This is a genomic window from Kribbella caucasensis (assembly GCF_004361855.1).
Lineage (GTDB): Bacteria > Actinomycetota > Actinomycetes > Propionibacteriales > Kribbellaceae > Kribbella > Kribbella caucasensis.
This window is the reverse complement of record NZ_SNWQ01000021.1, coordinates 50,973-75,473: the sequence shown is the minus strand read 5'-3', so window position 1 is coordinate 75,473 and position 24,501 is coordinate 50,973. Positions and strand designations below refer to the sequence as shown.

At 68.0% G+C, this 24,501-nt stretch carries 24 protein-coding genes; 8 read left to right on the top strand and 16 right to left on the bottom strand.

Annotated features, from left to right (window positions below):
• Positions 1-28: 28 nt before the first annotated feature.
• Together EV643_RS33805 and EV643_RS33800 are read left to right on the top strand one after the other, a co-directional pair.
• Positions 29-937: an ABC transporter ATP-binding protein gene (locus EV643_RS33805; RefSeq protein WP_133804262.1), complete on the top strand. Its 909-nt coding sequence runs from the start codon at positions 29-31 to the stop codon at positions 935-937.
• Positions 934-2,535, top strand: a complete 1,602-nt coding sequence (locus EV643_RS33800) for an ABC transporter permease (protein WP_133804261.1) — start codon at positions 934-936, stop codon at positions 2,533-2,535. The genes EV643_RS33805 and EV643_RS33800 overlap by 4 nt, the downstream gene beginning before the upstream one ends.
• Positions 2,536-2,553: 18 nt before the next feature.
• Here the strand turns inward: EV643_RS33800 and EV643_RS33795 are convergent, their stop codons facing one another.
• Positions 2,554-3,501, bottom strand: a complete 948-nt coding sequence (locus EV643_RS33795; protein WP_133804260.1) for a glutathione S-transferase family protein — start codon at positions 3,499-3,501, stop codon at positions 2,554-2,556.
• A gap of 165 nt (positions 3,502-3,666) precedes the next feature.
• Between EV643_RS33795 and EV643_RS33790 the strand changes: the two genes are divergently transcribed.
• Together EV643_RS33790 and EV643_RS33785 are read left to right on the top strand one after the other, a co-directional pair.
• Positions 3,667-4,428 (top strand): GntR family transcriptional regulator, encoded by a 762-nt coding sequence (locus tag EV643_RS33790; RefSeq protein ID WP_133804259.1) that lies wholly within the window; start codon positions 3,667-3,669, stop codon positions 4,426-4,428.
• A gap of 450 nt (positions 4,429-4,878) precedes the next feature.
• The gene (locus tag EV643_RS33785) at positions 4,879-6,996 is read left to right on the top strand and encodes a hypothetical protein (protein WP_133804258.1); all 2,118 of its coding nucleotides are present in this window, start codon (positions 4,879-4,881) and stop codon (positions 6,994-6,996) included.
• A 108-nt stretch (positions 6,997-7,104) separates the two neighbouring features.
• On the opposite strand, the gene EV643_RS33780 is transcribed toward EV643_RS33785, so the two are convergent.
• The 9 genes from EV643_RS33780 to EV643_RS33740 all read right to left on the bottom strand — a co-directional run bounded on the left by EV643_RS33780 (position 7,105) and on the right by EV643_RS33740 (position 14,089).
• Positions 7,105-7,530, bottom strand: a complete 426-nt coding sequence (locus EV643_RS33780) for a hypothetical protein (RefSeq protein ID WP_133804257.1) — start codon at positions 7,528-7,530, stop codon at positions 7,105-7,107.
• Between the two features lie 378 nt (positions 7,531-7,908).
• A complete protein-coding gene (locus EV643_RS33775; RefSeq protein WP_133804256.1) occupies positions 7,909-8,472 on the bottom strand; it encodes a hypothetical protein in 564 nt (187 codons plus the stop codon).
• 46 nt (positions 8,473-8,518) lie between these two features.
• Positions 8,519-8,971 carry a hypothetical protein gene (locus EV643_RS33770; protein WP_238165981.1) on the bottom strand — a complete coding sequence of 151 codons (453 nt, stop codon included), beginning with the start codon at positions 8,969-8,971 and terminating at the stop codon, positions 8,519-8,521.
• Between the two features lie 69 nt (positions 8,972-9,040).
• Positions 9,041-10,978 (bottom strand): acetate--CoA ligase, encoded by a 1,938-nt coding sequence (gene acs / locus EV643_RS33765; protein WP_133804352.1) that lies wholly within the window; start codon positions 10,976-10,978, stop codon positions 9,041-9,043.
• 200 nt (positions 10,979-11,178) lie between these two features.
• Positions 11,179-11,526, bottom strand: a complete 348-nt coding sequence (locus tag EV643_RS33760; RefSeq protein WP_133804255.1) for a hypothetical protein — start codon at positions 11,524-11,526, stop codon at positions 11,179-11,181.
• A complete protein-coding gene (locus EV643_RS33755; protein ID WP_133804254.1) occupies positions 11,523-12,896 on the bottom strand; it encodes a DUF4331 domain-containing protein in 1,374 nt (457 codons plus the stop codon). The genes EV643_RS33760 and EV643_RS33755 overlap by 4 nt, the downstream gene beginning before the upstream one ends.
• A gap of 10 nt (positions 12,897-12,906) precedes the next feature.
• Complete coding sequence (locus tag EV643_RS33750; protein WP_133804253.1) at positions 12,907-13,191, bottom strand: hypothetical protein; 285 nt, start codon at positions 13,189-13,191, stop codon at positions 12,907-12,909.
• Positions 13,192-13,272: 81 nt separating this feature from the next.
• Complete coding sequence (locus tag EV643_RS33745; RefSeq protein ID WP_202869878.1) at positions 13,273-13,716, bottom strand: MarR family winged helix-turn-helix transcriptional regulator; 444 nt, start codon at positions 13,714-13,716, stop codon at positions 13,273-13,275.
• 19 nt (positions 13,717-13,735) lie between these two features.
• Positions 13,736-14,089, bottom strand: a complete 354-nt coding sequence (locus EV643_RS33740) for a winged helix-turn-helix transcriptional regulator (protein WP_133804252.1) — start codon at positions 14,087-14,089, stop codon at positions 13,736-13,738.
• Between the two features lie 57 nt (positions 14,090-14,146).
• On the opposite strand from EV643_RS33740, the gene EV643_RS33735 reads away from it, so the two are divergent.
• From EV643_RS33735 to EV643_RS33725, 3 genes are all read left to right on the top strand, one after another.
• Entirely contained in the window at positions 14,147-14,761 is a 615-nt protein-coding gene (locus EV643_RS33735; RefSeq protein WP_133804251.1) for an NAD(P)-dependent oxidoreductase, read from the top strand.
• A gap of 16 nt (positions 14,762-14,777) precedes the next feature.
• On the top strand, positions 14,778-15,203 hold the full coding sequence (locus tag EV643_RS33730) for a MarR family winged helix-turn-helix transcriptional regulator (protein WP_238165980.1): 426 nt from the start codon (positions 14,778-14,780) through the stop codon (positions 15,201-15,203).
• Positions 15,204-15,369: 166 nt separating this feature from the next.
• On the top strand, positions 15,370-15,861 hold the full coding sequence (locus EV643_RS33725) for a winged helix-turn-helix domain-containing protein (RefSeq protein WP_238165979.1): 492 nt from the start codon (positions 15,370-15,372) through the stop codon (positions 15,859-15,861).
• An 86-nt stretch (positions 15,862-15,947) separates the two neighbouring features.
• Here the strand turns inward: EV643_RS33725 and EV643_RS33720 are convergent, their stop codons facing one another.
• The 3 genes from EV643_RS33720 to EV643_RS33710 form a co-directional block, all read right to left on the bottom strand.
• Complete coding sequence (locus EV643_RS33720; RefSeq protein WP_133804249.1) at positions 15,948-16,460, bottom strand: hypothetical protein; 513 nt, start codon at positions 16,458-16,460, stop codon at positions 15,948-15,950.
• 267 nt (positions 16,461-16,727) lie between these two features.
• On the bottom strand, positions 16,728-20,315 hold the full coding sequence (locus EV643_RS33715) for a discoidin domain-containing protein (RefSeq protein ID WP_133804248.1): 3,588 nt from the start codon (positions 20,313-20,315) through the stop codon (positions 16,728-16,730).
• 146 nt (positions 20,316-20,461) lie between these two features.
• Positions 20,462-20,893 carry a pyridoxamine 5'-phosphate oxidase family protein gene (locus tag EV643_RS33710; protein ID WP_133804247.1) on the bottom strand — a complete coding sequence of 144 codons (432 nt, stop codon included), beginning with the start codon at positions 20,891-20,893 and terminating at the stop codon, positions 20,462-20,464.
• A 59-nt stretch (positions 20,894-20,952) separates the two neighbouring features.
• Here EV643_RS33710 and EV643_RS33705 point away from each other — a divergent pair, with 59 nt between their 5' ends.
• Entirely contained in the window at positions 20,953-21,603 is a 651-nt protein-coding gene (locus EV643_RS33705) for a winged helix-turn-helix transcriptional regulator (protein WP_133804246.1), read from the top strand.
• Positions 21,604-21,606: 3 nt separating this feature from the next.
• On the opposite strand, the gene EV643_RS33700 is transcribed toward EV643_RS33705, so the two are convergent.
• Genes EV643_RS33700 through EV643_RS33690 form a run of 3 tightly spaced genes read right to left on the bottom strand, consistent with a single transcriptional unit; the run spans position 21,607 to position 24,470 of the window.
• Complete coding sequence (locus EV643_RS33700) at positions 21,607-23,250, bottom strand: monocarboxylic acid transporter (protein WP_133804348.1); 1,644 nt, start codon at positions 23,248-23,250, stop codon at positions 21,607-21,609.
• Positions 23,251-23,255: 5 nt separating this feature from the next.
• Positions 23,256-23,612, bottom strand: coding sequence for a DUF485 domain-containing protein (locus EV643_RS33695; protein ID WP_238165978.1), 357 nt, complete (start codon positions 23,610-23,612; stop codon positions 23,256-23,258).
• A 48-nt stretch (positions 23,613-23,660) separates the two neighbouring features.
• Positions 23,661-24,470, bottom strand: a complete 810-nt coding sequence (locus EV643_RS33690) for a class I SAM-dependent methyltransferase (protein ID WP_133804245.1) — start codon at positions 24,468-24,470, stop codon at positions 23,661-23,663.
• Between the last annotated feature and the right edge of the window lie 31 nt (positions 24,471-24,501).

Sequence of the window (24,501 nt, the reverse complement as noted above, 5' to 3'; positions counted from 1 at the left end):
CCCGGGTACACCCAGAAAAGGAACAGCGATGACCGCTGCCCTGGAAATCAACCAACTGCAAAAATCCTTCGGCCAGGTGAAGGCGCTCGACGGCCTCGACCTAGTGGTCCGCCCCGGTCAGGTGGCCGGCTTCCTCGGCCCCAACGGCGCCGGCAAGTCCACCACTATTCGCGTCCTGCTCGGCCTGCTTCGCGCCGACTCGGGGTACGTCGAGGTGCTCGGTCTGCACCCGTGGGACGACGCGGTCGAGTTGCACCGCCGGCTGGCCTACGTCCCCGGTGACGTGAACCTCTGGCCGAACCTGACCGGTGGCGAGGCGATCGATCTGCTCTGCCGGCTGCGTGGTGGCGCCGACCCGGCCCGCAAGGCCGAACTGCTCGAGCGGTTCGAACTCGACCCGACCAAGAAGGGCCGCACGTACAGCAAGGGCAACCGGCAGAAGGTCGCCCTGGTCGCCGCGCTCGCGGCCAACGTGGAGCTGCTCGTCCTGGACGAACCCACGTCCGGCCTGGACCCGTTGATGGAGACGGTGTTCCAGCAGTGCATCGCCGAGGCGAAGGCGGCCGGCCGTTCGGTGCTGTTGTCCAGCCACATCCTCGCCGAGGTGGAGAAGCTGTGCGACACGGTGACGATCATCCGGTCCGGTCGCGCTGTCCAGGCCGGGACCCTCGCCGAGCTGCGGCACCTCACCCGGACCACGATCACCGCCACGGTCGACGCAGCTCCGGGCCGGCTCGCCGCGCTGCCTGGTGTCCATGATCTGCGGCTGACCGACGACGTGGTGACGTTCGACGTCGACCACGATCAGCTTGCCCCCGTAGTACAGGCTTTGGGCGCGCTCGGCGTACGGAGTCTCAACAGTGCGCCGCCGTCGCTCGAGCAACTGTTCCTGCGTCAGTACGGCGACGAACTGGTGGCCGAAGAGGTGTCGGCATGAGGGAGAGCCTTACGGCCACAGCGGATCTGGTCCGCTTCGCGCTGCGCCGCGACCGCGTGAAGCTGCCGATCTGGGTGGGTGCGATCGGCCTGGGGATGCTGTACGCCGTGTCCGTGCTGCCGACCGTCTACAAGACGCCCGAGGAGCGCCAGGTCCGGGCCCGGCTGATGGATTCGCCGTCCGCGACGATGATGTCCGGGCCGGGGTACGGCCTGGACGACTACACGTTGGGGGCGATGATCACCAACGAGATGGTGCTCTGGCTCGCCGTACCGGCCGCGATGATGAGCGTCTTCCTGGTGGTCCGGCACACCCGCGCCGAGGAGGAGACGGGACGGGCCGAGCTGATCCGGTCCGCGGTGGTCGGCCGGCATGCCGCACCGGTGGCCGCGTTGATCGTCGCGTTGATCGCGAACGCCGGGATCGCCGTACTGACCACCCTGGCCATGCTGAGCGGCGATCTCGCCGTCACGGATTCGGTTGCCGTCGGCATCGGAATCGGACTGACCGGGCTGGTGTTCGCGGGTGTCGCGACCGTGACGGCGCAGCTGACCGAGCATGCCCGGGCGGCGTCGAGTATGGCGATGGCCGTGGTCGGCGGGGCGTTCCTGCTGCGCGCGATCGGTGATGCCGCGGAGCCGGGTGGGAGCCTCGTGTCGTGGTTGTCGCCGCTGGCCTGGATTCAGCAGATGCGGCCGTTCGTGGAGCTGCGCTGGTGGCCGATGTTGTTGTCCGTCGCGGTCACCGGGCTGACGGTCGGCGGGGCGTACGCGTTGTCGGGGCGCCGTGATGTCGGGGCCGGCCTGGTTCCGCCGCGGCTCGGGCGGGCCGATGCGGCGCCATCGCTGTCGACGCCGTTCGCGCTGGCGTTCCGGCAGCAGCGGGTGGCGTTGGTGGGTTGGTCGATCGGGCTGTTCATCTTCGCGGTTGCCACTGGTTCGCTCAGCGGCTCGGTGACCGAGGCGGCCGCGGAGAGCCCGGAGATGACCAAGATCTTCGCCGCCAACGGTCAGGAACCGACCGACGGGTTCTTCGCCCGGATGGCCTTGTTCTTCGCCCTGATGATCGCGGCGTTCGCCATCACGTCCGTACTGCGGTTGCGGTCGGAGGAGCGCACTGGCCACGCGGAAGCCGTCCTCGCGACCGCGGTCAGCCGTCGGCGCTGGATCTCCTCGTGGCTCGGGTTCACCACCGCGGCGTCGGCGTTCCTGCTGCTCGTCAGTGGGCTCGGCGTCGGCCTCGGCGCGGTGAGTGGTGGCTCCGGGGCCGGCGTGATCGGCGAGGTGCTGCTCGCGACGATCGCCTACCTGCCGCCCGTGGTGGTCGTCATCGGTCTGACCGCCGCGCTGTTCGGCCTCCGCCCGGGCGTGGCCGTGTGGGCTTGGCTGCTGATCGTCTATGCCTTTTTCTTCGGCATGTTCGGCGCCCTGCTCGAACTGCCGGACGTCGTTGCGGACCTGTCGCCGTTCAATCACCTCACGGTGATGCCGCTGGATCGGATCGAGGCACTCCCGCTCATCTTGCTCGCGGCGATCGCGGCCGCGCTGCTGATGATCGGACGGACCACCTTCGAGCGCCGCGACCTGGACGTTCCCTAGCCGGTTCGACCCTCGCGCCTAGCTTTCCCAGGCGCGGGGGTCCGGGCCCTTCGGGACGATGCCGGTCGGGTTGATGGTGTCGTGGGTGACGTAGTAGTGCCGCTTGATCTGGTCGAAGTCGACGGTCTCGCCGAAGGCCGGCCGCCGGTAGAGGCGTCGCGCGTACGCCCAGAGGTTGGGGAACTCGGTCAGCTTCTGCCGGTTGCACTTGAAGTGCCCGTGATACACCGCGTCGAACCGGACCAGCGTCGTGAACAACCGGATGTCCGCCTCGGTCAAGCTGTCCCCGAGCAGGTACTCGCGATCCATCAGCCGAATCTCGAGCTCGTCGAGCCGGGCGAACAGCGCGTCGTACGCCGCCTCGTACGCCTCCTGGCTGGTCGCGAACCCACATCGGTAGACGCCGTTGTTCACGTCCGCGTAGATCTCCGCGATCAACTGGTCCAGCTCGGTCCGGTCCGCTGGGACCAGTTGAGGCGCGTGGTTGCGGTGATACGCCCGCCATTCGGTGGACAGGTCGAGCGTGATCTGCGGGTAGTCGTTGGTCACCACCAGCCCGGTCACGGTGTCGACGATCGCCGGCACGGTCACGCGTCCGTCGTACTGCGGGTCGGTGGCGAGGTAGGCCTCGGAGAGGTACCCGATCCCGAGCACCGGGTCTTTGCCGTCGGGGTCGAGGGTGAACCGCCAACCGCGCTCGTCCCGGATCGGATCGACGATCGCGAGACTGATCGCGTCCTCCAGGCCGAGCAGCTTGCGGACGATCACCGACCGGTGTGCCCACGGGCAGGCGAGGCTGACGATCAGCCGGTAGCGGCCCGGCTCGACCGGCCACAATCCGTCCGCGTCCGGACCCTCGCCGGGCGCGGACTTCGAGGCGGTGCTGATCCGGCCGGTGAACCGATTGGCCTGCCGCTTCCACTCGCCGGTGGACGAACTTTCCTTCGCGAACGGTGCGCGGGTCATGCCGGCCAAACTACCCGGGGTGCGAAGATGGTCGCTGGCCGTCCTGGGGGCCGGACAGTACTGTCGGCTGAACGGTCCGACTCACACGCAGTCACTGTTCGCGGTAACTGTTCGCGCCCCCGGCAACCGGTTTGCCGGGCCAGACACGCAGGGATACTGACCATCATGGCCCGCCCCAGGAACAACCCCGGTGACCTAGCCGAGCTGCCGACCGAGCTCCGCGCCGACCGGCCGAAGGGTGACCAGATCCGCGAGATCCTGCACACGCTCACCCGCAGCCTGTCCGCGGGCACCGTGCTGCCGTCCGAACGGGTCCTGGCCGAGCGCTTCGGCGTCGCCCGGATGACGGTCCGCCAGGAGGTCGACCGGGTCGTTGCCGAGGGCCTCGCCGCCCGCCGTCCCGGCGGCGGCACCTTCGTCGCCGATGCCCGGCCGAACCGGATGTTCTCCTCGTCCTTCAGCGCGGACATGCGCGCCCGCGGCATCACCCCCGGCGCGAAGGTGCTCGACCATCGAGTCGCCGCCGCCGACCAGACCCTCGCCGCCGAACTCCAGGAACCCGTCGGCACGCCCGTCCTGCACCTGGTCCGCCTCCGCACCGCCGACGGCGAACCGACCGCGATCGAGCGCACCGCCCTCTCCCTGCGCCGGTACCCCGGCCTGGAGCACCTCGACTTCAGCAGCCTCTCCCTGTACGCCGAACTCGCGGCCCGCTGGGACGTAACCCTCGGCCTGGTCTCCGCCTCGATCATCGCCGCCCCACCCGAGTCCTCTGACGACGCGGCCCTCCTTGACGTCACTCCGACCACCCCCTGCCTGATCATCACCTCGGCGCCCCGAACCGCCACCGGCGAAGTCATCGAATTCGGCCGCTCCATCTACCGCTCCGACCGCTACAACCTCACGATCGCCTACCGCACCCCCTGAACCGGTTTTCACACACCAGCCCGTGATACCTGATCAAATCTGTGTACTGCGGTAGTACGTTCGCCGCCGCCGCCGCCGCCGCCGCCGCCGCCCCGCCGCCCCGCCGCCCCTCTCCACCGTCCTGCTCCACCCACCCGGGCCTCGCGTCTCCTCCGCCGCCGGTTCGCGTGAGGACTCCACGAGCCATCGTGGTCACTGCCCCGGGAGTCCCCAATCGGCGGCGGCCCCGCCTACCGGCACAGATGACCCGCGGCACTCCCCCTCAGGTCAAATAGGGGCCTAAGGCAATGATTTCGTCATTCTGCCCAGTTGCCCAAGGGGTGCCCGCCGTGCGGCAGTCCGCGCCGGCAGGCATTTCGCCTGCCCGCGACCGCGACTTCCCCTTGAAAACAAGGAGGAACGGAGCGCTCTCGATTTGGGCATCGAACGTATGTTCGATAGAATTGGTGCATGTTCGAAGGAGACTTGTCAGGGCTCACCGCGGCCGAGGTGCTCGCCTCGGCCGCGGAGCACCACGCCATGGCCCGCGAGCACGAGGTGAGTGTCCTTGTCCATGCCCAGCAGTTCGCCGCCCTCCACAGCGTCGAATCCCTCCAGTGCCGCCGCGGCGGCGCCCGCGATGGGGAGTCGGGCGGCGGCAGGGACGGTGTGCGGGGTAGTGCGCGTGGCCGGGAGCGGGGTGTGGTGCTGGGCGGTGCGGGCTGCCCCGAGATCGCGGAGTTCGCACCGGCCGAGTTCGGCGCCGTCGTGCTCGGCGTCTCCGCCGGCGTCTCCGCCGGCGTCGCCGCCGAGTTCGTCGGCCAGGCCCTGGCCCTGCTGCACCGCCTCCCCCGCTGCTGGGCCATGGTCCAGGCCTACGAGGCGACCCCGTGGAAGGCCCGCAAGATCGCCACCGCCTGCCTCGACCTGTCCCTGGAGGCCGCCGCGCTCGTCGACCACGAAGTCGCCGGCATCATCGACTCGGTCACCCCGGCCCGGCTCACCACCATCGTCAAGGCCGCCCTCTGGAAGGCCGACCCCGAAGCCGCCGCAGCCGCCGCGAAACAGAAGGCCCGCGAACGCGGCGTCTACGTCGCCCAATCCGACGACAACGGCACCAAGGCCATGTACGTGCTGGCCGCCTCCGGTGACGTGATCCGCTTCGACGCCACCATCAACTCGATCGCCGACGCCCTGAAGACCCTCGGCGACACCGACCCGCTGCGCCTGCGCCGGGCCAAGGCGATCGGCATCCTCGCCGACCCCGACTACGCCCTCGCCCTCCTCACCGCCGCCCACGAAGCCCGCACCGCAGCCACCGCCCCCGCCACCCCGTCCCGGCCCGCAGATTCCGCCGATCCGCCCGCCGATGCCGCCGCGCCCGTCGATCCGGCCGCGCCCACGAACCCGGCGGCCACGAACCCGGCGGCCGCCCCCGCACCGTCCGCGCGTCCCACCGCCTCGACCGACCCCGCAAGCCACCGGCGCCCGGACTCCCCGGCCACCGCCGCCGCCCGCCCCAGTGCGGCCGCGCGCCCCGCGGCCGCGGTCGATTCCGCGGATCCTGCCCACACCGCGGACCCCGCCCACCCGGCGGACCCGGTCGACGCCACCGATCCCTCAACTTCTGCGAACCCCGCACGCCCCACCCGCCCCGCCGACGACCTGGCCACCACCCCGGTCCATGCCGGACCCGCCGCCACCAACGACCCGGCCGATCCCGCGGCCCCGGTCAACCCGGTCGATCCCGCTGAATCCGCGCACTCGACCGACCCCGTCGACGACACCGACCTGGGCGAATGGTGGATGCGGGAACCCGACGACGAGACCGACCGCGACACACCACACCCCAGCAGCGACCTGCCCGACCCCCTCGACACCCCACCCCGCCGACCACCACCCGACCCCGGCAACCCCACCCCCACCACCATCGACGACGACGCCGCCGAACCGATGGACACCGCCGCACGCCGCGCCCTCAACGCCACCCTCAACCGGCTCGACGGCATCGCCCCCGGCACCAGCCTCGGGAGTGCAACCGAGCCCGGTGCGAGTGGGCGCGGTCCCACCCGACGTGCACGCGCAGGCGCGGGCACGGGCAGGACCGTGGTCTATGTCCACCTGACCGACCAGACCCTCGCCACCGGCACCGGCGTCCTGCGGGTGGAGAACCTCGGCCCACTCCTCGCCGACCAGCTCGCCGAACTCATCGGCCACCGCCCCTACATCGTCAAGCCGGTGATCGATCTCAACCACAAGATCGCTGTCGACGCCTACGAGATCCCGGCGAGGATCCGGGAACGGATCAAGCTCACCTACCCGGTCGAGCAATTCCCCTACGGCACCGCACACACCACCAACACCACCGACCTCGACCACATCCAGCCCTACGATCCCCTCGGACCAACAGAACAGACCTCCACCACCAACCTCGCCCCGCTGCGCCGGTTCACCCACCGCCTGAAAACGCACGGACGCTGGCAAGTCCGCCGACTCGACGACGGCGCACTGGAATGGACCAGCCCCCACCAGTTCACCTTCCGAGTCGACCACACCGGCACCCACCCGACCCGCACCCCATCAACTTGAGGCTTCGGGTCCTGCTTCGGCAGGGGGAGGTCGAGAAGGCGATGGTGTTGCCCAGAGCAACGACAGCGCCTGGAACCTCGACCAGGTTTCCCCCGAACGCGCGGGCCGTCACCGCGATTGGGTGCCTACTGCGAGTAGATCGGGACCGGTCGGGAGCCGAGGTATGCAGCGGGCCGTGTCGGGGTTGCCGGATTCGACCGGGAGGGGGCGGACTTCGAGGTCCTCGAGTAGGTTGCCGGGGTTCTGGTCCAGGTAGGTTGCGGCGGCGACCTGGCACTCTACGTCGGTCGCTCGCAGTAGGTTGCCGGCTGCCAGGTACTCGCCGCTGTGGAGTACGCCGCAGGAGACGTTCGTCCCGGTGCGGCGGTCGTAGCAACGCCGCCAGTTCGCGGAGTCGGGGCCCTGGAGCACATCCTTGGCGGTGCCGGCGACGTCGCGGCCCGCGGCGAGCCAGCACCGTCCGCCGGGTTGCTTGAGGGCCTTGGCGATCGTGACATCCAACGCCGCCCGGCCGCCGACATAGTCGATCACCATCCGTTGGTCGCAGGCACCGAAGGTCGCGAGTGCCTCGAACCGATGGTTCTCCCGGCAGTCGACCGCAGTACTGGTCGACGAAAAGCACAGTTGCTCGTCTGCCGGCTGGGTCGATCGTGAACCTGATAGCGACGGAATAGCCGGAGCTGTCGTAGGGCTGGCTCCACTGGGTACTACGACCGATGGGGCCGCGGGTCGTCGCGGTCGTCGGGTCGTCATCGCCGACCTGCCGGACCAGCCAGCTCACTCCGCTTCCGACGAGCACGAACAGCCCGACCACCTCACCGATGGCGACGAGCGTCTTCAGCCACCGGTTCTCGGTGATCCTGTCCAGGTGCTTGAAGAGTCCGCTGGACTGGCCGGCCGGAGGCGGATCGGTCAAGACAGCACCATGTTCATCAGCACCGCCTCGACCGTGCCGGAGCCACAGGTCGTCGACTCCTTCAGAGTGACGATGATCTTCAGTGCGTTGACCTTCTGGACCGGGAGGTCGAAAGCCGCGATCTGGTTGAGTTTCGTGCTCTTCTGGTCCCGGTACTGGCTGTTGGTGTCGATCCGGACCACGAGCACCTCATCGGAGCTGATCGACGAGTTGCTCTCACCGAATTCCAGCTTGAACCGGCTGAAGTTGTTGGCGAGCCGTAGCTCCAGCACGGACTGGTTGAAGTCGCCGCAGGAGGTGGTGAGGCCTCCGATGCCGGTCGCCTGTTTCTGGTCCGCGACGTCGTACCGGCCGTCCTTCCAGCCATCCGGATACTTGAAGACGTTGCTCAAGGTCAGCGGCCGGCCCGCGACGTCCGCGGCCAGCGCCGTCGGCGTCTCCGATTCGACCGGCTCGGAAGCTCCGATCGAGTCGTCCACCAGCGGTCCGTCCGGTGTCGTCGTCGAGCTACTCCCAACGGTCGGTGTCGGTGCGATCGCCGTGACGGTCACCGTCGTCACCGCGGCCGGTTGCTCGCCGTTCGATCCCCCACAGGCTGCTGTCAGATCAGGTGAGGTGGACGGACGCGACGCCGAGGGCGAAGGCCAGTGAGGTCAGGGCCAGCATGACGGTGGCGAGGAGGCGGAGCTGTCCTTGGTACGCCGGGCGTTCGGTGGACGTGGCGAAGACTCGGTGGGGCCAGTGGTGCCAGGAGACGTACCAGAAGATGGTGGTGGCGGCGAGGAGCAGGGCGGCCTTGAGGGCGTGGATCCACCAGTTGGTGTGGGTGAGCAGTAGAAGGCCAACGCCGGTCAACGCGATCGCGGCGATCAGGCCGAGCACCATCCAGCGGTTGCCTGAGGCAATTACCGTGGTGAGGGCCTCGCGGGATTCCTCGTCGGCGGCGTAGAACTTCTTCAGCTTGGGCTGGATGACGAACAGGGAGTAGGTCATCCCGCCTATCCACGCGGCGGCCAGGCCGGCGTGGGCGATCGCGACCAGCGCGGTGACGGCGTTCACCGGTTCAGGCTAGGGCCGGGAAGGGGCAGCGCCCGCCCACGAAGAGGTGGGCGGGCGCGCGGCAGGAAATCAGTCCTCGTCGGTGCCCTTGCCGGCGGCGAGGTCGGTCTTGATCAGGTCCATGACGCTGCTGTCGGCCAGGGTGGTGACGTCGCCGACCTCGCGCTTCTCGGCGACGTCGCGGAGCAGCCGGCGCATGATCTTGCCGGACCGGGTCTTCGGCAGTTCGGCCACGACCATGATCTGCCGGGGCTTGGCGATCGGGCCGATCTCCTTGGCGACGTGGTTGCGGAGTTCCTGGACGACGTCGGGGCCGCCGTCACCGGCCTCCGAGCGAAGGATGACGAACGCCGCGATCGCCTGGCCGGTGGTCGGGTCGGACGCGCCGACGACGGCGGCCTCGGCGACCTTCGGGTGCGAGACCAGGGCGGACTCGATCTCGGTGGTGGACAGCCGGTGGCCGGAAATGTTCATCACGTCGTCCACCCGGCCGAGCAACCACAGGTCGCCGTCTTCGTCCTTCTTGGCGCCGTCACCGGCGAAGTACATGCCCTCGAACCGGGACCAGTACGTCTCGATGAACCGCTCGTCGTCGCCCCAAAGCGTCCGCAGCATCGCCGGCCACGGCTTGGTCAGCACCAGGTAACCGCCCGACCCGTTCGGCACCGGCTTACCGGAGTCGTCCACCACGTCCACGTTGACGCCCGGCAGCGCACGCATCGCCGCGCCCGGCTTGCCCGCGGTTACACCGGGCAGCGGGGAGATCATTTGCATCCCGGTCTCGGTCTGCCACCACGTGTCGACCACCGGCGCCTTGTTGCCACCGATGTGCTCGCGGTACCAGATGTACGCCTCCGGGTTGATCGGTTCGCCGACCGATCCGATCACCCGCAGCGTCGACAGGTCGAACTTGGCCGGGATCTCATCGCCCCACTTCATGAACGTGCGGATCGCCGTCGGCGCGCAGTACAGGATGGAGACCTTGTACTTCTCGACGATCTCCCACCAGCGGCCCTTGTGCGGGGTGTCCGGCGTGCCTTCGTAGAGGACCGACGTGGTCGCGTTGGCGAGAGCGCCGTACACGATGTAGCTGTGGCCGGTCACCCAGCCGATGTCGGCGGCGGTCCAGTACACGTCGGTGTCGGCCTTCAGGTCGAAGACGGCCCATTGCGTGTACGACGTGCCCACCAGGTAGCCGCCGGTCGTGTGCAGGATGCCCTTCGGCTTGCCGGTGGTGCCGGACGTGTACATCACGTACAGCGGGTGCTCGGCGTCGAACGCCTCCGGGGTGTGCTCGGTCGACTGCTTGCCGACGAAATCCTCCCACCACAGGTCCCGGCCGTCGGCCATCGCGGTCTCCTGCCCGGTACGCCGTACCACGAGCACGTTCCGCACGTCCGGGCATTCCTCCAGCGCGGCGTCGACGGCGGGCTTCAGGGCGGCCGGGGCGCCACGGCGGTAACCACCGTCGGAGGTGATCACGATCCGCGCGTCGCAGTCCTGGATCCGGCCCTTCAACGCGTCCGCGGAGAAGCCGCCGAAGACGACCGTGTGCGGAGCGCCGACCCGGGCGCAGGCGAGCATCGCGACCACGGTCTCCGGGATCATCGGCATGTAGATGGCAACCCGGTCACCCGGCTGGACGCCGAGCTCGAGCAGCGCGTTCGCGGCCTGGCTGACCTCGTCCTTGAGCTGGGCGTAGCTGATCTCGCGGGTGTCGCCGGGCTCGCCCTCGAAGTAGTACGCGATCTTGTCGCCAAGGCCGTTCTCCACGTGCCGGTCGACGCAGTTGTACGCCGCGTTCAGCTTGCCGTCGGCGTACCACTTGGCGAACGGCGGGTTGCTCCAGTCCAGGATCTGGGTGGGCTCGACCGCCCAGGTCAGCCGCTTCGCCTGCTCGGCCCAGAACCCCTCCAGGTCGGCGGCTGCCTGGTCATAGGAGTCGGCCTTCACGTTCGCGTTCGCAGCGAGGTCGGCCGGCGGGTCGAACCGGCGTTCCTCGTGCATCAGGTTCGACAGCGCTTCGGACTGGGGTGACTCGGAACTGGTCACGTCGCGGACTCCTCGTCGATAGCTTGGTCGGCACCTTTCTACCAACGCGGGACCAGTGGCGGTACTGGTGCCTCGACGAGTCGACCGGCTTCTGCGCCGAACGGGGATCCAAGTGAACGGCGTCACAAGGATCCCCGTCCCCCCAGCTCAGAGGGTCAGGCGGGCCAGTCGGCGTACGTGACGACCCCGCCTTCGACGTGCACGGTCAGCCGGACGGGTCCGTTGGGGCGTACATACAGCTCGTACGAGCCCGTTGGGACCTCGAAGAAGACGGCTGAGTGGAGCAACTCCCCGTTGGGCGCCGGTCTTGGGACAACGCCCACATGTGGCAGGTGGTGGTGCCCATGACCGTGCCCATGGCCGTGGTGGTGAAGCGGCCGTAGTTCGATCTCTTGGCCGGCCAAAGTGGACGGCGTACCGATGACAAGAGCGCCGATGTCGTCGCCGATGTCCAGCAGGACGGACGAGCCCTTGCCCGCGTGCGGGTTCTCGACGGTGGTCATGACACGGCCGGGATGCCCGGCTTGGTCTGGTAACCACCCGCCGGTACGCCGAGGTAGGGGAACCAGGTCAGGTAGTCGGAGTTCGTGTTCGACGTCCCGTCCTTGATCGCGCCGGCCGCGTCGTCCGGGGTGAACGACGGATCGACCAGCGGGATCGTGATCCCCGCGACCGCGCGGAGCTCGACTGTGACCACGTCGTCGAACACCCGCCTGCCGTTCGGGAACCCGGCCGCGTCACCGGCGACCAGGCCGAGCGGATTCGGCGACTTGGCCGGCGGCACCGCGACGTTCAGCCGCAACATGTCCGCCTGCACCGGCCCGGTGAAGTTCTGGAACCCCGGTACGACGCCCTGCGGGATCCCGGTCAGCAGGATCGCGGCCAGGTCCGCCCGGGGCTTCTTGTACGCCGCCAGCCGCGGGAACACACCCGGGTAGAGCACCGGCAACAGCCCGGCCAGCTCGGGTTTCGTCACGAATCCCGCGTACGCCTTGTCGTCCTTCGGCGCCCGGCTGTTCCACTTGTCCTTCTCCGCCATCGGCACGATCACCTCGTTGAACAAGGGGTTCCCGAGCCGCGACACCTGCCGGTACGGCCCGTGCCACAGCGTTTCGCCGCCACTGATCATCCGCGACTGCTGCCGGCTCGCCGACGCGTAGACGCCGATCACGGCCCTCGGATCGAGCACATTCTTCGGTGTGCTGCCGTCGCGGGTCAGGTCCCGGATCGGTACCTGCAACGCGATCGTGTGCACGTTCTGCGCCTGCAACCCGTTGACGCCCATCGCGGCCGCGGACGGGATCAGGTGCGCCATCTGGAACGGCCGCAACGTGCCGAGATCGAAGATGCTGCCGAGGTCGGCGAAGAACCCGTCCGCGCGCTGCCCGGCGAACACCTTCCGGTCCGCCCCGATCGTGTGCACCGCCTTCTGGGCCAGTTTCGCGTACTTCGGCGTACTGCGCGGCCCGATGTTGACCGGCGGGACGGCCAGGTTCCGGGCCAGCACCCGGGATCGGCCGGTCTCGACCCGGGTGACCGAGTAGTACTGCGGCCGGTTCCAGTCCGGGTCGTCCAGCGAGTTGATCGGACCGGTGTTGTAGAGGAACGTCTTCTTGTTCCGGATCTTCGCCTGGAACCGGAACTGGTAGCTGATGTCCGCCTTGGCGTCGCCGCGGTTGGAGATGTGGATCTGGTAGAGCACGTCGTCACCGAACTCGTAGAAGTTCGGCCCGCCGTACGGGTTCTGGAAGGGGATGAAGTTCGCGATCAGCGTCACCGTGCCGGGCTTGTCCGGGCTGACGAACGCGTACACGTCGGTGTTGTCGGCGACCGGGTCCTTGGAGATCTCCGGGGCCTCGCGGTGTGAAGACATGGCCGGCCCCTCAGCTGGTCGCGTTGGCGAGGCGGGCGGCGAGTTCGCGATCGGTGACGAGCACCTCGCGCTGGTCGACCAGGATGGCAAGCTGCCCGGTCCTGACGTCCTTCACGTGCACCACGAACGACTCGGCGCTGGCCAGGTCGGCGGCGCTCAGATCCTGCACCTTCGGCTGCAACTCGTTCTTGTCGTTGTCCAGCAAGTACTGCGTCCCGGCGACCGCGGCGCCCACGGTGGCCGCGGCCCCCGTGCCGGCGATCACCAGAAAGCCGCGACGACTGGCTTCACTCATGACTCATCCTTCCGTCGTCCCCGTGAGGCGCCAAGTCGGCCCCCCGCAGACGCATTCGGAGCGCCGATGGGGTCGGATGGGTCAGCTGGATCGGTGGTGAGTGAGGACCTTGGTCAGGAGTTTGGTGAGCTGGTCGCGTTCGGTGGCCGACAGCGGGGCGAAGATCTCGTCCTGGGCCTTGCGGACCAGCTCGGCGAGGCGTTTGTGCTGGCGCTTGCCGGCCGCCGTGAGGGTGATGATGTTGCGCCGGCCGTCGTCGGGATCGGGCGAACGGTCGAGATAGCCGTCCGCGGCCAGCTCGTTGATCGCCGCGACGACGTCACTTCGGTCGATTCCGGTCCGGCGGCCGAGGGAGGCCTGGCTGGCCGGGCCGAACTCGGCCAGCGTCGCGAGCAGGCGGTAGTGGTACCCGCGTGCCCCGCCGACGCCGAACATCTCGCTGACGATCCGCTGCGCGTGCATCGCACTCTGCGTCAGCAACCAGCTCGGCGTCTCCTTGAGCACGCTCGGCGCTTGTTCGTCCACGGCCGCGAGTCTACGAGGGTCAGGCCTCGCGGGCGTCCAGGAGTTCGTCCCAGTGGTCGGCGGTCCACTCGCAGGCGATGCGAAGTGGCTCGAGCAGGCTGCGCCCGAGCGGGGTCAGCTCGTAGAAGACGCGGCGCACCGGTACGGCGTACTCGGTGCGGCTGATCAGGCCGTCCTGCTCCAGTGAACGCAGGGACTGGGTCAGCATCTTGGGCGTGACCCGGTGCAGGGGGACGCGGAGTTCGGAGTACCGGCGGGGGCCGTCCTCCAGGCAACGGATCACCAGTGCGGCCCACTTGTCCCGGCCGAACCGGAAGGGGTTCAGCGAGGACGGGCAGATCTCCTCGAACATGTCCGCGCGCAACGGCTCCATTGGGACAGGGTAGCCAGTACCCGTTCGGATACCGGGCCTGCTTCTACGGTCTTCGCCATGAGCAAAATCGCTGTCTTCGGCGCCGGTGGGCGCGCCGGTCGTGCTGTCGTGGCCGAGGCCCTTCGTCGCGGGCATCAGGTCGTTCCCGTCGTTCGTAACCCAGCCGATCACGAGGATCTCGCCGGCGTCGCAGGTGATGTCACCTCGGTCGCCGATGTCGAACGGATCGCGGGGGAGGCGGATGCGGTCGTTGCCGCCGTCTACGACCCTGGTTCATCGGACTTCTTTCGCGCTGCCGCGGGAGCACTCGCGTCTGGTGTGAACGGGCGCCGCCTGGTCTGGGTTGGGCTGGCATCGATCCTGCCAATGGCGTCCGGAGAGCTGCTGATGGACAGCCCGGGCTATCCGCAGGCGTACCGAGGTTTCTCCCTCGCCCACGCCTCTGCTGTCGAGGTCTTCAACAGCTCCGACCTCGACTGGGTCTCGATCGCCCCGTCCGGCGATTTCGACCACGAGAACCCAGCTCGGGTAGGCAGTTATCGGCTCACTCCGGCCGACGCGGGGCTGCGCATCTCGTACGCCGACCTGGCGATCGCCGTACTCGACGAAATCGACGACCCGCGTCACCATCGCACCCTGCTCGGCGTCTCCAGTGGCACGATGACTGGATAGGCACCGACGTGACGGGGTGGTCGCGCTGGACGAGAAAGCAGTTCACCTGATGGTGGCGATGCACCGGATCGTCCGCCATCTGCGCCGGAGTGCGATGACGACCTCGTTGCACCCGACGCAGTTCATCACGCTGCTGATGATCGCCGAGTCCCAGCCGATGCGGATCGGAACCATCGCCGCGCGCGTCCCGTGTTCCCAGCCCACCGCGACGACAACGGTGGCGACTCTCGAAGCGGCCGGCCTGGTCCGCCGCCAACCAGACTCCGCCGACGGCCGAGCCACCGCCGTAGTCCTCACCGAAGACGGCACAGACATGGTCAAACACGTCCGCACCGACGCCACCGAAGCCCTCGCCACCATCCTGGCCCAACTCTCCGACGCCGACCGAGCCCTGGTCACGGAGGCCGGCGAAGTCCTCTACAACCTGTCCGCCGACCTCTGATCAGCGCAGGCTGGGGACCACGGTGACTGTGTAAGGCGGGGTGCCGGGGGCGACGTCCAGTTGGCTGTTGACCCAGAGGAGGCGGTCTCGGTCTCGGTCTCGGGCGATCGTGGTCGGGGTCGAGTTCGGCGTACCCGGTTGCGAGTCGGCGACCACGGTTGCGGCTGTGAAGTCGCGGGCGCCCGTCCTGACGGTCTACGGCGCCTCGTCGTACGACGTCCAGCTGCGCGGCCGTGGTCTCCGGCTCTACCCGTCGCCGCTCACCGCGGAATGCCTGGCCTTGGATGCCCCGGACCGCCGCCCCGTCCTCGTCTACCCTTGCTCGGAGTTCCCCATGGACGCCCTCGCCGATGACCTGGCTGACACGGATGCCTTGGCCGATCTCGTCGGCCGCACCCGAGCCTCCGTACTCCGAGCCCTCACCTCGTCCGCTACCACCACCCAATTGGCCCGCCGCACCGGCATCTCCCTGGCCTCCGCCTCCGAACACGCCCAAGTACTCCGCAACGCCGGCCTCCTAACCACCCACCGAACCAACGGCACCGCCCTCCACTCCCTAACCCCCACCGCCCACCGCCTCCTAACCACCCCAGGGCAGATCAGGGCAGATCCCATCTGCCCCACAAAAACCCAGACATCACCCCGAATCAGCGGGTAAGGTTGTGACTGCTTGGGGACAGAAGAGTCCCCTTGAAGTGGACCCGGCAGCCTACCGGACGGTGGACGAGCCGGGTCTCGCGCTTTTCAGAGTGCCCGCACCTGACAGAAGCGTTCGACTGAGCGACGCCAGCTTCCGCCTCGTCTCCACGTCCAGGCGATGGCATCGGGCACCCACAGCAGCGGATCCAGCTTCGGCACCATCAGCTCCCAACGCAGGTCGAAGCACTTGAAACGCTGACACGCGGCGTGCAGCGTCCGTTGGTCGTGGTCGTAGGTTGACTCTTCTCGTTCGACCACCAAGCGTTCTGCCATCCCCGCCGTGTCCCGCACGACTGCCTCCAGACATCGGCGTCGGTCGGCCCACGTGTCCCGATCCGCCTGGTAGACATCCACCAGCAGATGGAAGTCGGCGATCACCTGGATGATCTGCTTACGTCGGGCATCTGTCTCGTGGTTGAAATGCAGGCGTTCCTGCCCGGGCAGCAGGAGACCGCGAAGCGCCTTCCGATGGACCGCGACCTCGCCTGATGGACAGCGGGCCGCGGCCATCAGGAGACCCCTGGATTTGTTCTCGTCGACGAACACGTGGATCGGCATTTCCCCGCCCTCTGGAGTGGCAAGGTGAGACCTTCGCACGGTCGATTGAGGCTATTCGGCTGGAACACGGGGGCAGCGTCGGGCAGTCGGGGGCAGATCTGGAAATGCCCTCAGGCAAGGGTTTGCTGGTGGATAACGTTGAGAGTGCCTGGGACAGGAGTCCTTAGGAAGTGGACCCGGCAGCCCTCCGGACGGTGGACGAGCCGGGTTCGCGCAAGGACGGCCCGTTGGAGCGAGTGCTCTGGCGGGCCGTCCTTGGTTGAGGGGCTAGTTGCGGGTGAGGGTGAAGGTTGTGGTGGTGTTTTGGATGTCTACTGCGTTGTTGGTGAGGGTTAGGTTGTTGAAGGTGGCGGCGCCTCGGGCTGGGCCTTCGCCTGGTTCGGGGAGTTCGTTGGCCCAGATGCCGAAGCCGGACTTGGCGTCGTAGGCGTCGCCGGATTTGCGCGCGCCGGAGATGGCGACGTTGGTGAAGATGGTGTCGGCGACCGGGAACAACGGCTGGCCGCCCACGTAGTCGGTCTGGAACATGATGCCGTGGTACGTCGGGTCGACGATGTCCACGTCGCTTACGCGGATGCCCTGGAAGATCTTCGTGGCCGAGTAGATCCAGATGCCGGGGAACGTCTGCGCTCCCCAGAAATGCCCACCCGCGCGAACCACGGAGACGTTCTCGAACCTCGTCGGCGGGGTGGCGCCGAAGCCGTTCATCGGGATGCCGAAGTCGAGTGAGCTGATCGTGATCCCGGAGTACACCAACGTGTCCGCGACGTACAGGTTGCGGAAGATGTTGTTGGTGCCGCCGTACACCGCGAAGCCGGCCGCCCGCCAGGTCAGTGTGGACGAGAGGTTCTCGAACACGTTGTCCCGGACCTCGCCGCCGCCGTTGTCGGTGGCGTTGAAGAGCGCGAAGCTGTCGTCACCGGTGGATCGGGCATCGTTGTTGCTGACCGTGTTGCCGGACGACCCGTTCGTCATGTTGATGCCGTCGGCAAACAGATTCCGGATCCGCGAGTTCTTGATCACCGAGTTGTCGGTGTTCGCGCCCCAGTACAGGCACATCTGGTGCTCGACCCAGATGTTGTCGATCGTCATGTTCGACGTACCGCCGAAGTTGAACACCTTGCCCGGTCCGTCGTTGCGGCTGTCGTAGTTGCCGAGGTACGCGAATCCGCTGAACGACGATCCGTTCGCCGACGACTGGGCGTCGAATCCGACGTCGGTGTTCGCCTGGTTCGTCGGCGCGACGAATCTGGTGAACCACGGACCGGCGCCGACCACGCGGATCGCCTTCCCATAAACGGTGAACTTGCTCGACGTCGGGTAGTCACCCGGCGGCAGGTAGACGCCCTGGAGCGAACTGTCCTGGCGGACCCGGTCGAGCGCGTTCTGCACGTCTTGGTGGGTGAAACCGGTCGGAGTCGTGAAACCCGCGCCCGGGTTGGCGATCGGCGTCGCCTCCTCGGTGTTGACGAAGTCGATCGCGTACGTCGTGTCGTTGCCGGGGTCCTTCTGCAGCTTGATCCTCGTCCCGATCGGGAAGGTCGAGTCGAGCATCAACTGAGCCTCGTCGTAGATGTGCCGGGCCGGTCCCGCACCCGGTGAGTTACCCGGACTCGCCTCCGCGCCGTACAGCCAGGCGTACTTCGATGTCAGCGGCAACGTCTTGTGGAAGGAGCCGTTCACGTAGACGTTGATCGACGAGGTGATCCCACCGCCGCCCGGAGCGTCCGGGATCGAGAAGCGCGTGACGAGCGTGTTCGTGCTCGCCGTCGTGGTGAACTCGACGAAAGCGCCGTTGCTGTTCAGCGTGACCGCGCGCCGGCCGGACGCCTCACCGGCGAGATCGCCGACGGTCCGGTTCGGGCCGATCACCTGGGCTCCGCCGCCGACCGCCGCGTCCTCGGCCTCGAGTTGGTCGTACGGCATGTTCGCGCCGCGACCGACGAAGAACGGCCGCTCGCTGGTGTTGTTGGTGCGCTTCACCGGCAGTTCGTTCGCGTCGTCGGCGAGGACCACGCGGACGGAGTACCGGCCGTTGACCGCGGTCCACGTGCCGAGGTTGACCGCCGGAGTGGTCGCGCCCGCGGCGATGGTTCCGGAGTACGAGCCGGTGAGAGTGCGGACGACCGTGCTTCCGTTGAGCACGGTGAGGGTGAGGTTGTGAGCGCCGGTGGCCGAGGCGACGCTGCCCTGGTTCTTGATCGCGACCGAGAACGTGACCGTGTTGCCGGCGGCCGGGTTGCCGGGGGTCCAGTTGACCGCCGAGGCGATCAGGTCGGAGCTGGCGACCGGGGTGACGACCAACGGGCCGGAGGCGTTGGCGGAGTTGTTCGCGTCGTTCTGCTCGATGACGGTGCCGGCCTCGTCGACCTTGGCGCTGAGCGAGTAGCTGCCGGCGTCACGGGTGCCGATCGTCGCCGTGACGGTGGTCGAGGCTCCCGCCGCGATCGCGCTGACAGCCGCCGTACCGACCTTGGTCTCGCCGAGGTAGAAGTTGACGTCGGTCGCCGTGGCGCCCGCGGTACCGGTGTTGTTGACCGTTGCGCGCAAGGTGATCGCATCGGTCTCGACCGGGGACGTCGGTGTCCAGGACACGTTGGACAGCGTGAGATCCGGGTTCGGCGCGGGGACGCCCATCACCTGGAACTCGGCGACCTGACCGGCCGGGGCGCCGGTGTTGGCGGTGAAGTTCAGCCGTACGTCGGCCACGCGCGCGCTGACCGGGATCGTCACCAGGTTGCCGGTCGACGGGCTGAACTCGTACGCCGCGGACCCGACGATGGTGCTGAATGTGGTCGCGCTTTGCTCACGGCCGAGGATCGAGAACGTCTGGGTGCGGTTGCCCCACGCGGCATCCGGGTTGAGCCGGATCACGATCGAGCTCAGGTCCGCGTTCGCGCCGAGCTGGGTGGTCAGCGTGGCGGGGTTGGCGTTGCCCTCCCAGTACGTCGTGACGTTGTCGTCGTTCGCGTTCGTCGCGACGTACGTGTGGACGTAACCGGATGCGGTGATCGGCTTGCCGAGGGCAAGGTTGTTGCCGGGACCGGAGCTGCCTCCTCGGGTGACGCTGTTGCTGTTCGGCGATTGGTTGCCAGCGGCATCCTTCGCGCGGACGAAGTACGTGACCGAGGTGCTGGCCGGCTGGGTGTCCGTAAACGTCGTGGCGGTGCCGGCGACGCTGGTCCTGAGTTGGTTGTTCGCGTAGATGTCGTACCCGGTGACGCCGACGTTGTCGGTCGAGGCGGTCCAGGTGAGCCGGATCTGGCCGGTGCCAGGTTCGGTGAAAGCCAGGTTGCCCGGGGCGGTGGGAGCCTGGGTGTCACCGGTGACCGGGCCGTAGACCTCGAGCTCGGACAGCTGACCCGCGGGCCAGCCGGTGTTGGCGGTGATCTGGATCCGGAGGTACCGCGCGGTGGCCGTGCCGTAGTCGATCGTCGCGGTGTTGGCCGGATTGTCGAAGGCCCGGGACGCCGAGGGGGACAGGTCGGTGAAGTTGGTGCCGTCGGTGCTGCCCTGGACGACGAGAGTCTGGTTACGCGAGCCCCAGCCCGCGGTCGGCAGCTTCAGCACGACCTGGTTGGTGCTCACGGACGAGCCGAGATCCACCTGCACCCACTGCGGGAACGCGTTGTTGGCGCTTTCCCAGTAGGTGGCCTGGTTGCCGTCGGTCACGTTGGCAGCGACGTAGTTCTGCGTGCTGCTGCTCGCGGAAGCGGACTTGCCCGCCGCAAGGTTGGGACCGGCGAGGACGGCGGCCGCGGCCTCCGTCGGCTGGTCGAACGGGGCTGCGGTCAGGGCCAGGCAGCTTGCGAGCACCGCGGCGAGCAGCCGCCACTTTCCAGATCTCGTTCTCATGGCATCCAGGGCCTCTCCTGTGGGCGGGGCGGCTGCCAAGAAGATTGCCGATGTGATCCAAAAATTGCTCAAGTTTGCCAACTTCTTGCGCAGCGCTGGCTCATTGTTACGACAGCGCCACCAGAGCGTCAACGGTTCAGGACCGGTCAGTCGGTGGCGGTGTTCGAGGTGAACCAGCGGGTCGGGCGGAAGGTGAGCAGCGTGACGATGTTGTCCGGATCGCCGAGCTCACCCTGAACGAAGCCCTGGGCGAACTCGTCCGGCATGTACCGCCGGGCGATCGCGAACATCTGGTCGTGGGTGGGCTTGCCGATCTCGACCAGCTCCGCCTCGACGGTGACGTAGGCCATCGGCAGCTCCTCGCGCTGGGCGACCAGGGTGATCCGGCCGGCCTGGCGAATCCGCTCGATCCGCTTCGGCTTCCGTCGCTGGGTGCCGGTGAACATGGTGATCTGCCCGCCCGGCTGGTACGCGTAGAACGTCGGCACGCTGGTCGGCGGCTCGCCGGGCTCGCCCGCGACACTCACCACGCCGACGTGGATGTCGGCCAGAAACTTCTCTCGCTCTTGCTCGCTCATTCGTCCCATGCAGTAAGCTTCATTTAAACAAGTAAACTCTGTCAAGTAGAGTAGGCTTCATGACGACAAAGTCCTATGGCCAGTACTGCGGGGTCGCGCGGGCGATGGAGCTCGTCGGGGAGCGGTGGGCCCTGCTGATCGTCCGGGACCTCCTGGTCGGTCCCAAGCGGTACACGGATCTCCGCGCGGGCCTGCCGAAGATCCCCACCAATGTGCTCGCGACCCGGCTGAAGGAGCTCGAGCAGGGCGGAGTGGTCGCCCGCCGGGTCGAGCCGAGTCCGTCCCGCGCGATCGTGTACGAACTCACGCCGTACGGCGCTGACCTGGACCAGGTCGTCCTCGCCCTCGGCCGGTGGGGTGCCCGGTCGCTCGGCGAACTCCGCCCGGGCGAGATCGTCACCACAGACATCCTGGTGATGGCGCTCCGGTCCACCTTCCGGCCGGACCGGGCGAAGAAGGTGCGGGCGCGAGTGAGCTACGAACTGCGGTTCGGCGACCTGGTCGTCCACGCGCTGGTCGACGACGAGTCCCTCGAGGTCGCCGCCGGCCCCATCGACAAGCCGAACGTGGTGATCGAGGCCCGCGGCCCACTCAGTCCGCTCCTCAACGGCGAGATCGACGGCGAAGCGGCCCTGAAGACCGGCCTGGTCACCACTGACGGCACCGCCGCCGACCTGAACCGCTTCGCCCAGTTCTTCCCGATCCAGTAAGGCTCAGTGCTTGCTAGCGCCCTCCGCGCCTGCGCCGGTCAACGCACGGACCGACAGCTCTTTGTACCGGTCCTCGCTCGACTTGTCCCGGCCCACGTACGTCCCGATCACGCCGAGCAGGAAGCCGAGCGGAATCGACACGATGCCCGGATTGGACAAGGGGAACCAGGAGAAGTCGGCGCCCTTGATCATCGAGTCCTTGGTGCCGGAGACCACCGGGGAGAAGAACACCAGCACCACCGCGGAGATCAGCCCGCCGTAGATGCTCCAGACCGCGCCTGACGTGTTGAACCGCTTCCAGAACAGGTTGAACAGCAGGGCCGGCAGGTTCGCCGAGGCCGCGACCGCGAAGGCGAGTGCGACCAGGAACGCGATGTTCAGCTTCTGCGCCGGGATCGCCAGCCCGATCGCGATCGCGCCGATCCCGATCGCGGCGAACCGGGCGACCCGGAGCTCGCTCTTCTCGTCCACGCGGCGCTTCGCCAGCACGTTCGCGTACAGGTCGTGGGCGAAGGAGGAGGCCGAGGTCAGCGTCAGGCCGGCGACCACGGCCAGGATGGTGGCGAAGGCAACGGCCGCGATCAGCGCGAGCAGGATCGAGCCGCCGACCGAATCGGGTCCACCGCCGACGATCTCGGCCAGCAGCGGCGAGGCCACGTTGCCCTTCGAATCCCGGACGGCACTGCCCTGGCCGGTGTCCAGCAGGGCGGCGGCGCCGAAGCCGAGGGCCAGCGTCATCAGGTAGAAGGCGCCGATCAGGCCGATCGCCCACTGCACGGATCGCCGGGCCGAGCGGGAGTCCGGCACGGTGTAGAAGCGGATCAGGATGTGCGGCAGACCCGCCGTACCGAGGACCAGGGCGAGTCCCAGGGACAGGAAGTCGATCTGGCCGGTCAGGTCCTTGCCGTACAGCAGACCGGGCTGCAGGAACGCCTCGCCCTGACCGGACTTCGACGCGGCCGCGCCGAGCAGCTTGGAGATGTTGAAGTCGAACTTCAGCAGCACCAGGAAGGTGATCAGCACGGTGCCGGACATCAGCAGCACCGCCTTGACGATCTGCACCCAGGTCGTGCCGCGCATCCCGCCGACCGTCACGTAGATGATCATCAGCGCGCCGACCAGGACGATCACGCCTGCCTTCAACTTCGAGTTGGTGACACCGAGCAGCAGGCCGACCAGTGAGCCCGCGCCGACCATCTGGGCGAGCAGGTAGAAGATCGACACGACGATGGTCGAGGTGGCAGCCGCCGTACGGACCGGCCGTTGCTTCATCCGGAACGCGAGCTGGTCGGCCATCGTGAACCGGCCGGAGTTGCGCAGCAGTTCGGCGACCAGCAGCAGCGCGACCAGCCAGGCGACCAGGAAGCCGATCGAGTAGAGGAAGCCGTCGTAGCCGAACAGCGCGATCTGGCCTGAGATACCAAGGAAGGATGCCGCCGACATGTAGTCGCCGGCCACGGCGAGACCGTTCTCCGCGCCGCTGAACGACCGGCCACCGGCGTAGTAGTCGGCCGCGGTCTTGTTCTGCCGGGACGCCCACCAGGTGATGTAGAGCGTCACGGCAACGACCGCGGTGAACAGTGAGATGGTGAGCGCCTGGTTGCCCGGCTCCGCGTCCGCCAGGGGGATCAGACCGGGGATGAGAATGGACGTCACCGGCGACGCTCCCTCTTGTACTTGGCGTTCAGCCCGCTCGCCAGCGGGTCCAGCTTGCGGTTCGCGAACCGGCCGTACAGGGCGGCGATCACGAAGGTGGAGACGAACTGGAGCAGCCCGAAGATCAGCGCCACGTTGATGTGGCCGGCCACCTTGTGACTCATGAAGTCACGCGCCCAGTTGTTGCAGGCGACGTACGCGAGGTACCAGGCCATGAACGCGATCGTCCACGGCACCACGAAGTTGCGGTACCGGCGCTTCAGTTCGGTGAAGTCAGCCGCCTGGTGCACCGCCTCGTACGCGCGGGACTCCCGCTGGCGCACCGGGTCCTCCCCCTCATCCGACACTGCCACACTGCACCCCTCAGGTCAGGAACGCGATCACGGTGCACGTTAGCGCTCTCACAGGGGCGGCGCGACCGGAGCGTCCAGGGCGCGCCGGTAGTTGGCCAGGTCGCTCGGCCTGGTTCGGTAACAGCTGGTGAAATACGGCATCCGCAACGGCTCGGGCGGTCGCGCCGTGCTCTCGTAGATCGCGTTGATCTGCTCCAGCACGGCCTCGCGCCGGGATTCGGTCATCACCGCGACCCGCGAGTGTGACTGGGCCAGCTGCCGAAGCCCGCCGCGGTCCAGGTCGTGCCAGTGCCGGAATCGGGTGGTCTCCGCAGGCGAGAACAGGCCCGACTGCTCCAGGATCGGCACCGGGTCGAACCCGTCGCCCTTCCCACCCAGGAAATCGTCGCCCATGATCGCCCGGTCCAGCCGCCGGACCCACGGCACCACCTTGTCCGCGTAGTTCCAGAGCAGCCCCAGTACGCCGTTCGACCGGAGTACCCGGGCGATCTCGGGCAGCGCGCGGGCGTGTTCGAACCAATGAAACGCCTGACCTACGATCACCGCGTCCACCGAGCCGTGCGCGAGCGGGATCGACTCGGCGGCGCCGACCATCGTGACGACGCCCGGCAACCGGCTGCACAGCGACAGCATCTCCTCGGACGGGTCGACCGCGACCACATCGTGCCCGAGGGCGGCGGCGACCGCGCTGAGCTTGCCCGTTCCGGCGCCCAGATCGAGGATCTGCAGCCGCCCCGGACCCAGGATCCAGGTCAGCGCCTCGGCCGGAAAGGTCGGCCGGGCCGCGTCGTACGCCGCCGCGACAGCGCCGAAGGACTTCGCGCGGGCCGTCTCGGAACCTGGCTCATCGGTGGTCATCACCGTAAATCATGCCGTAGGCACGCCTCGC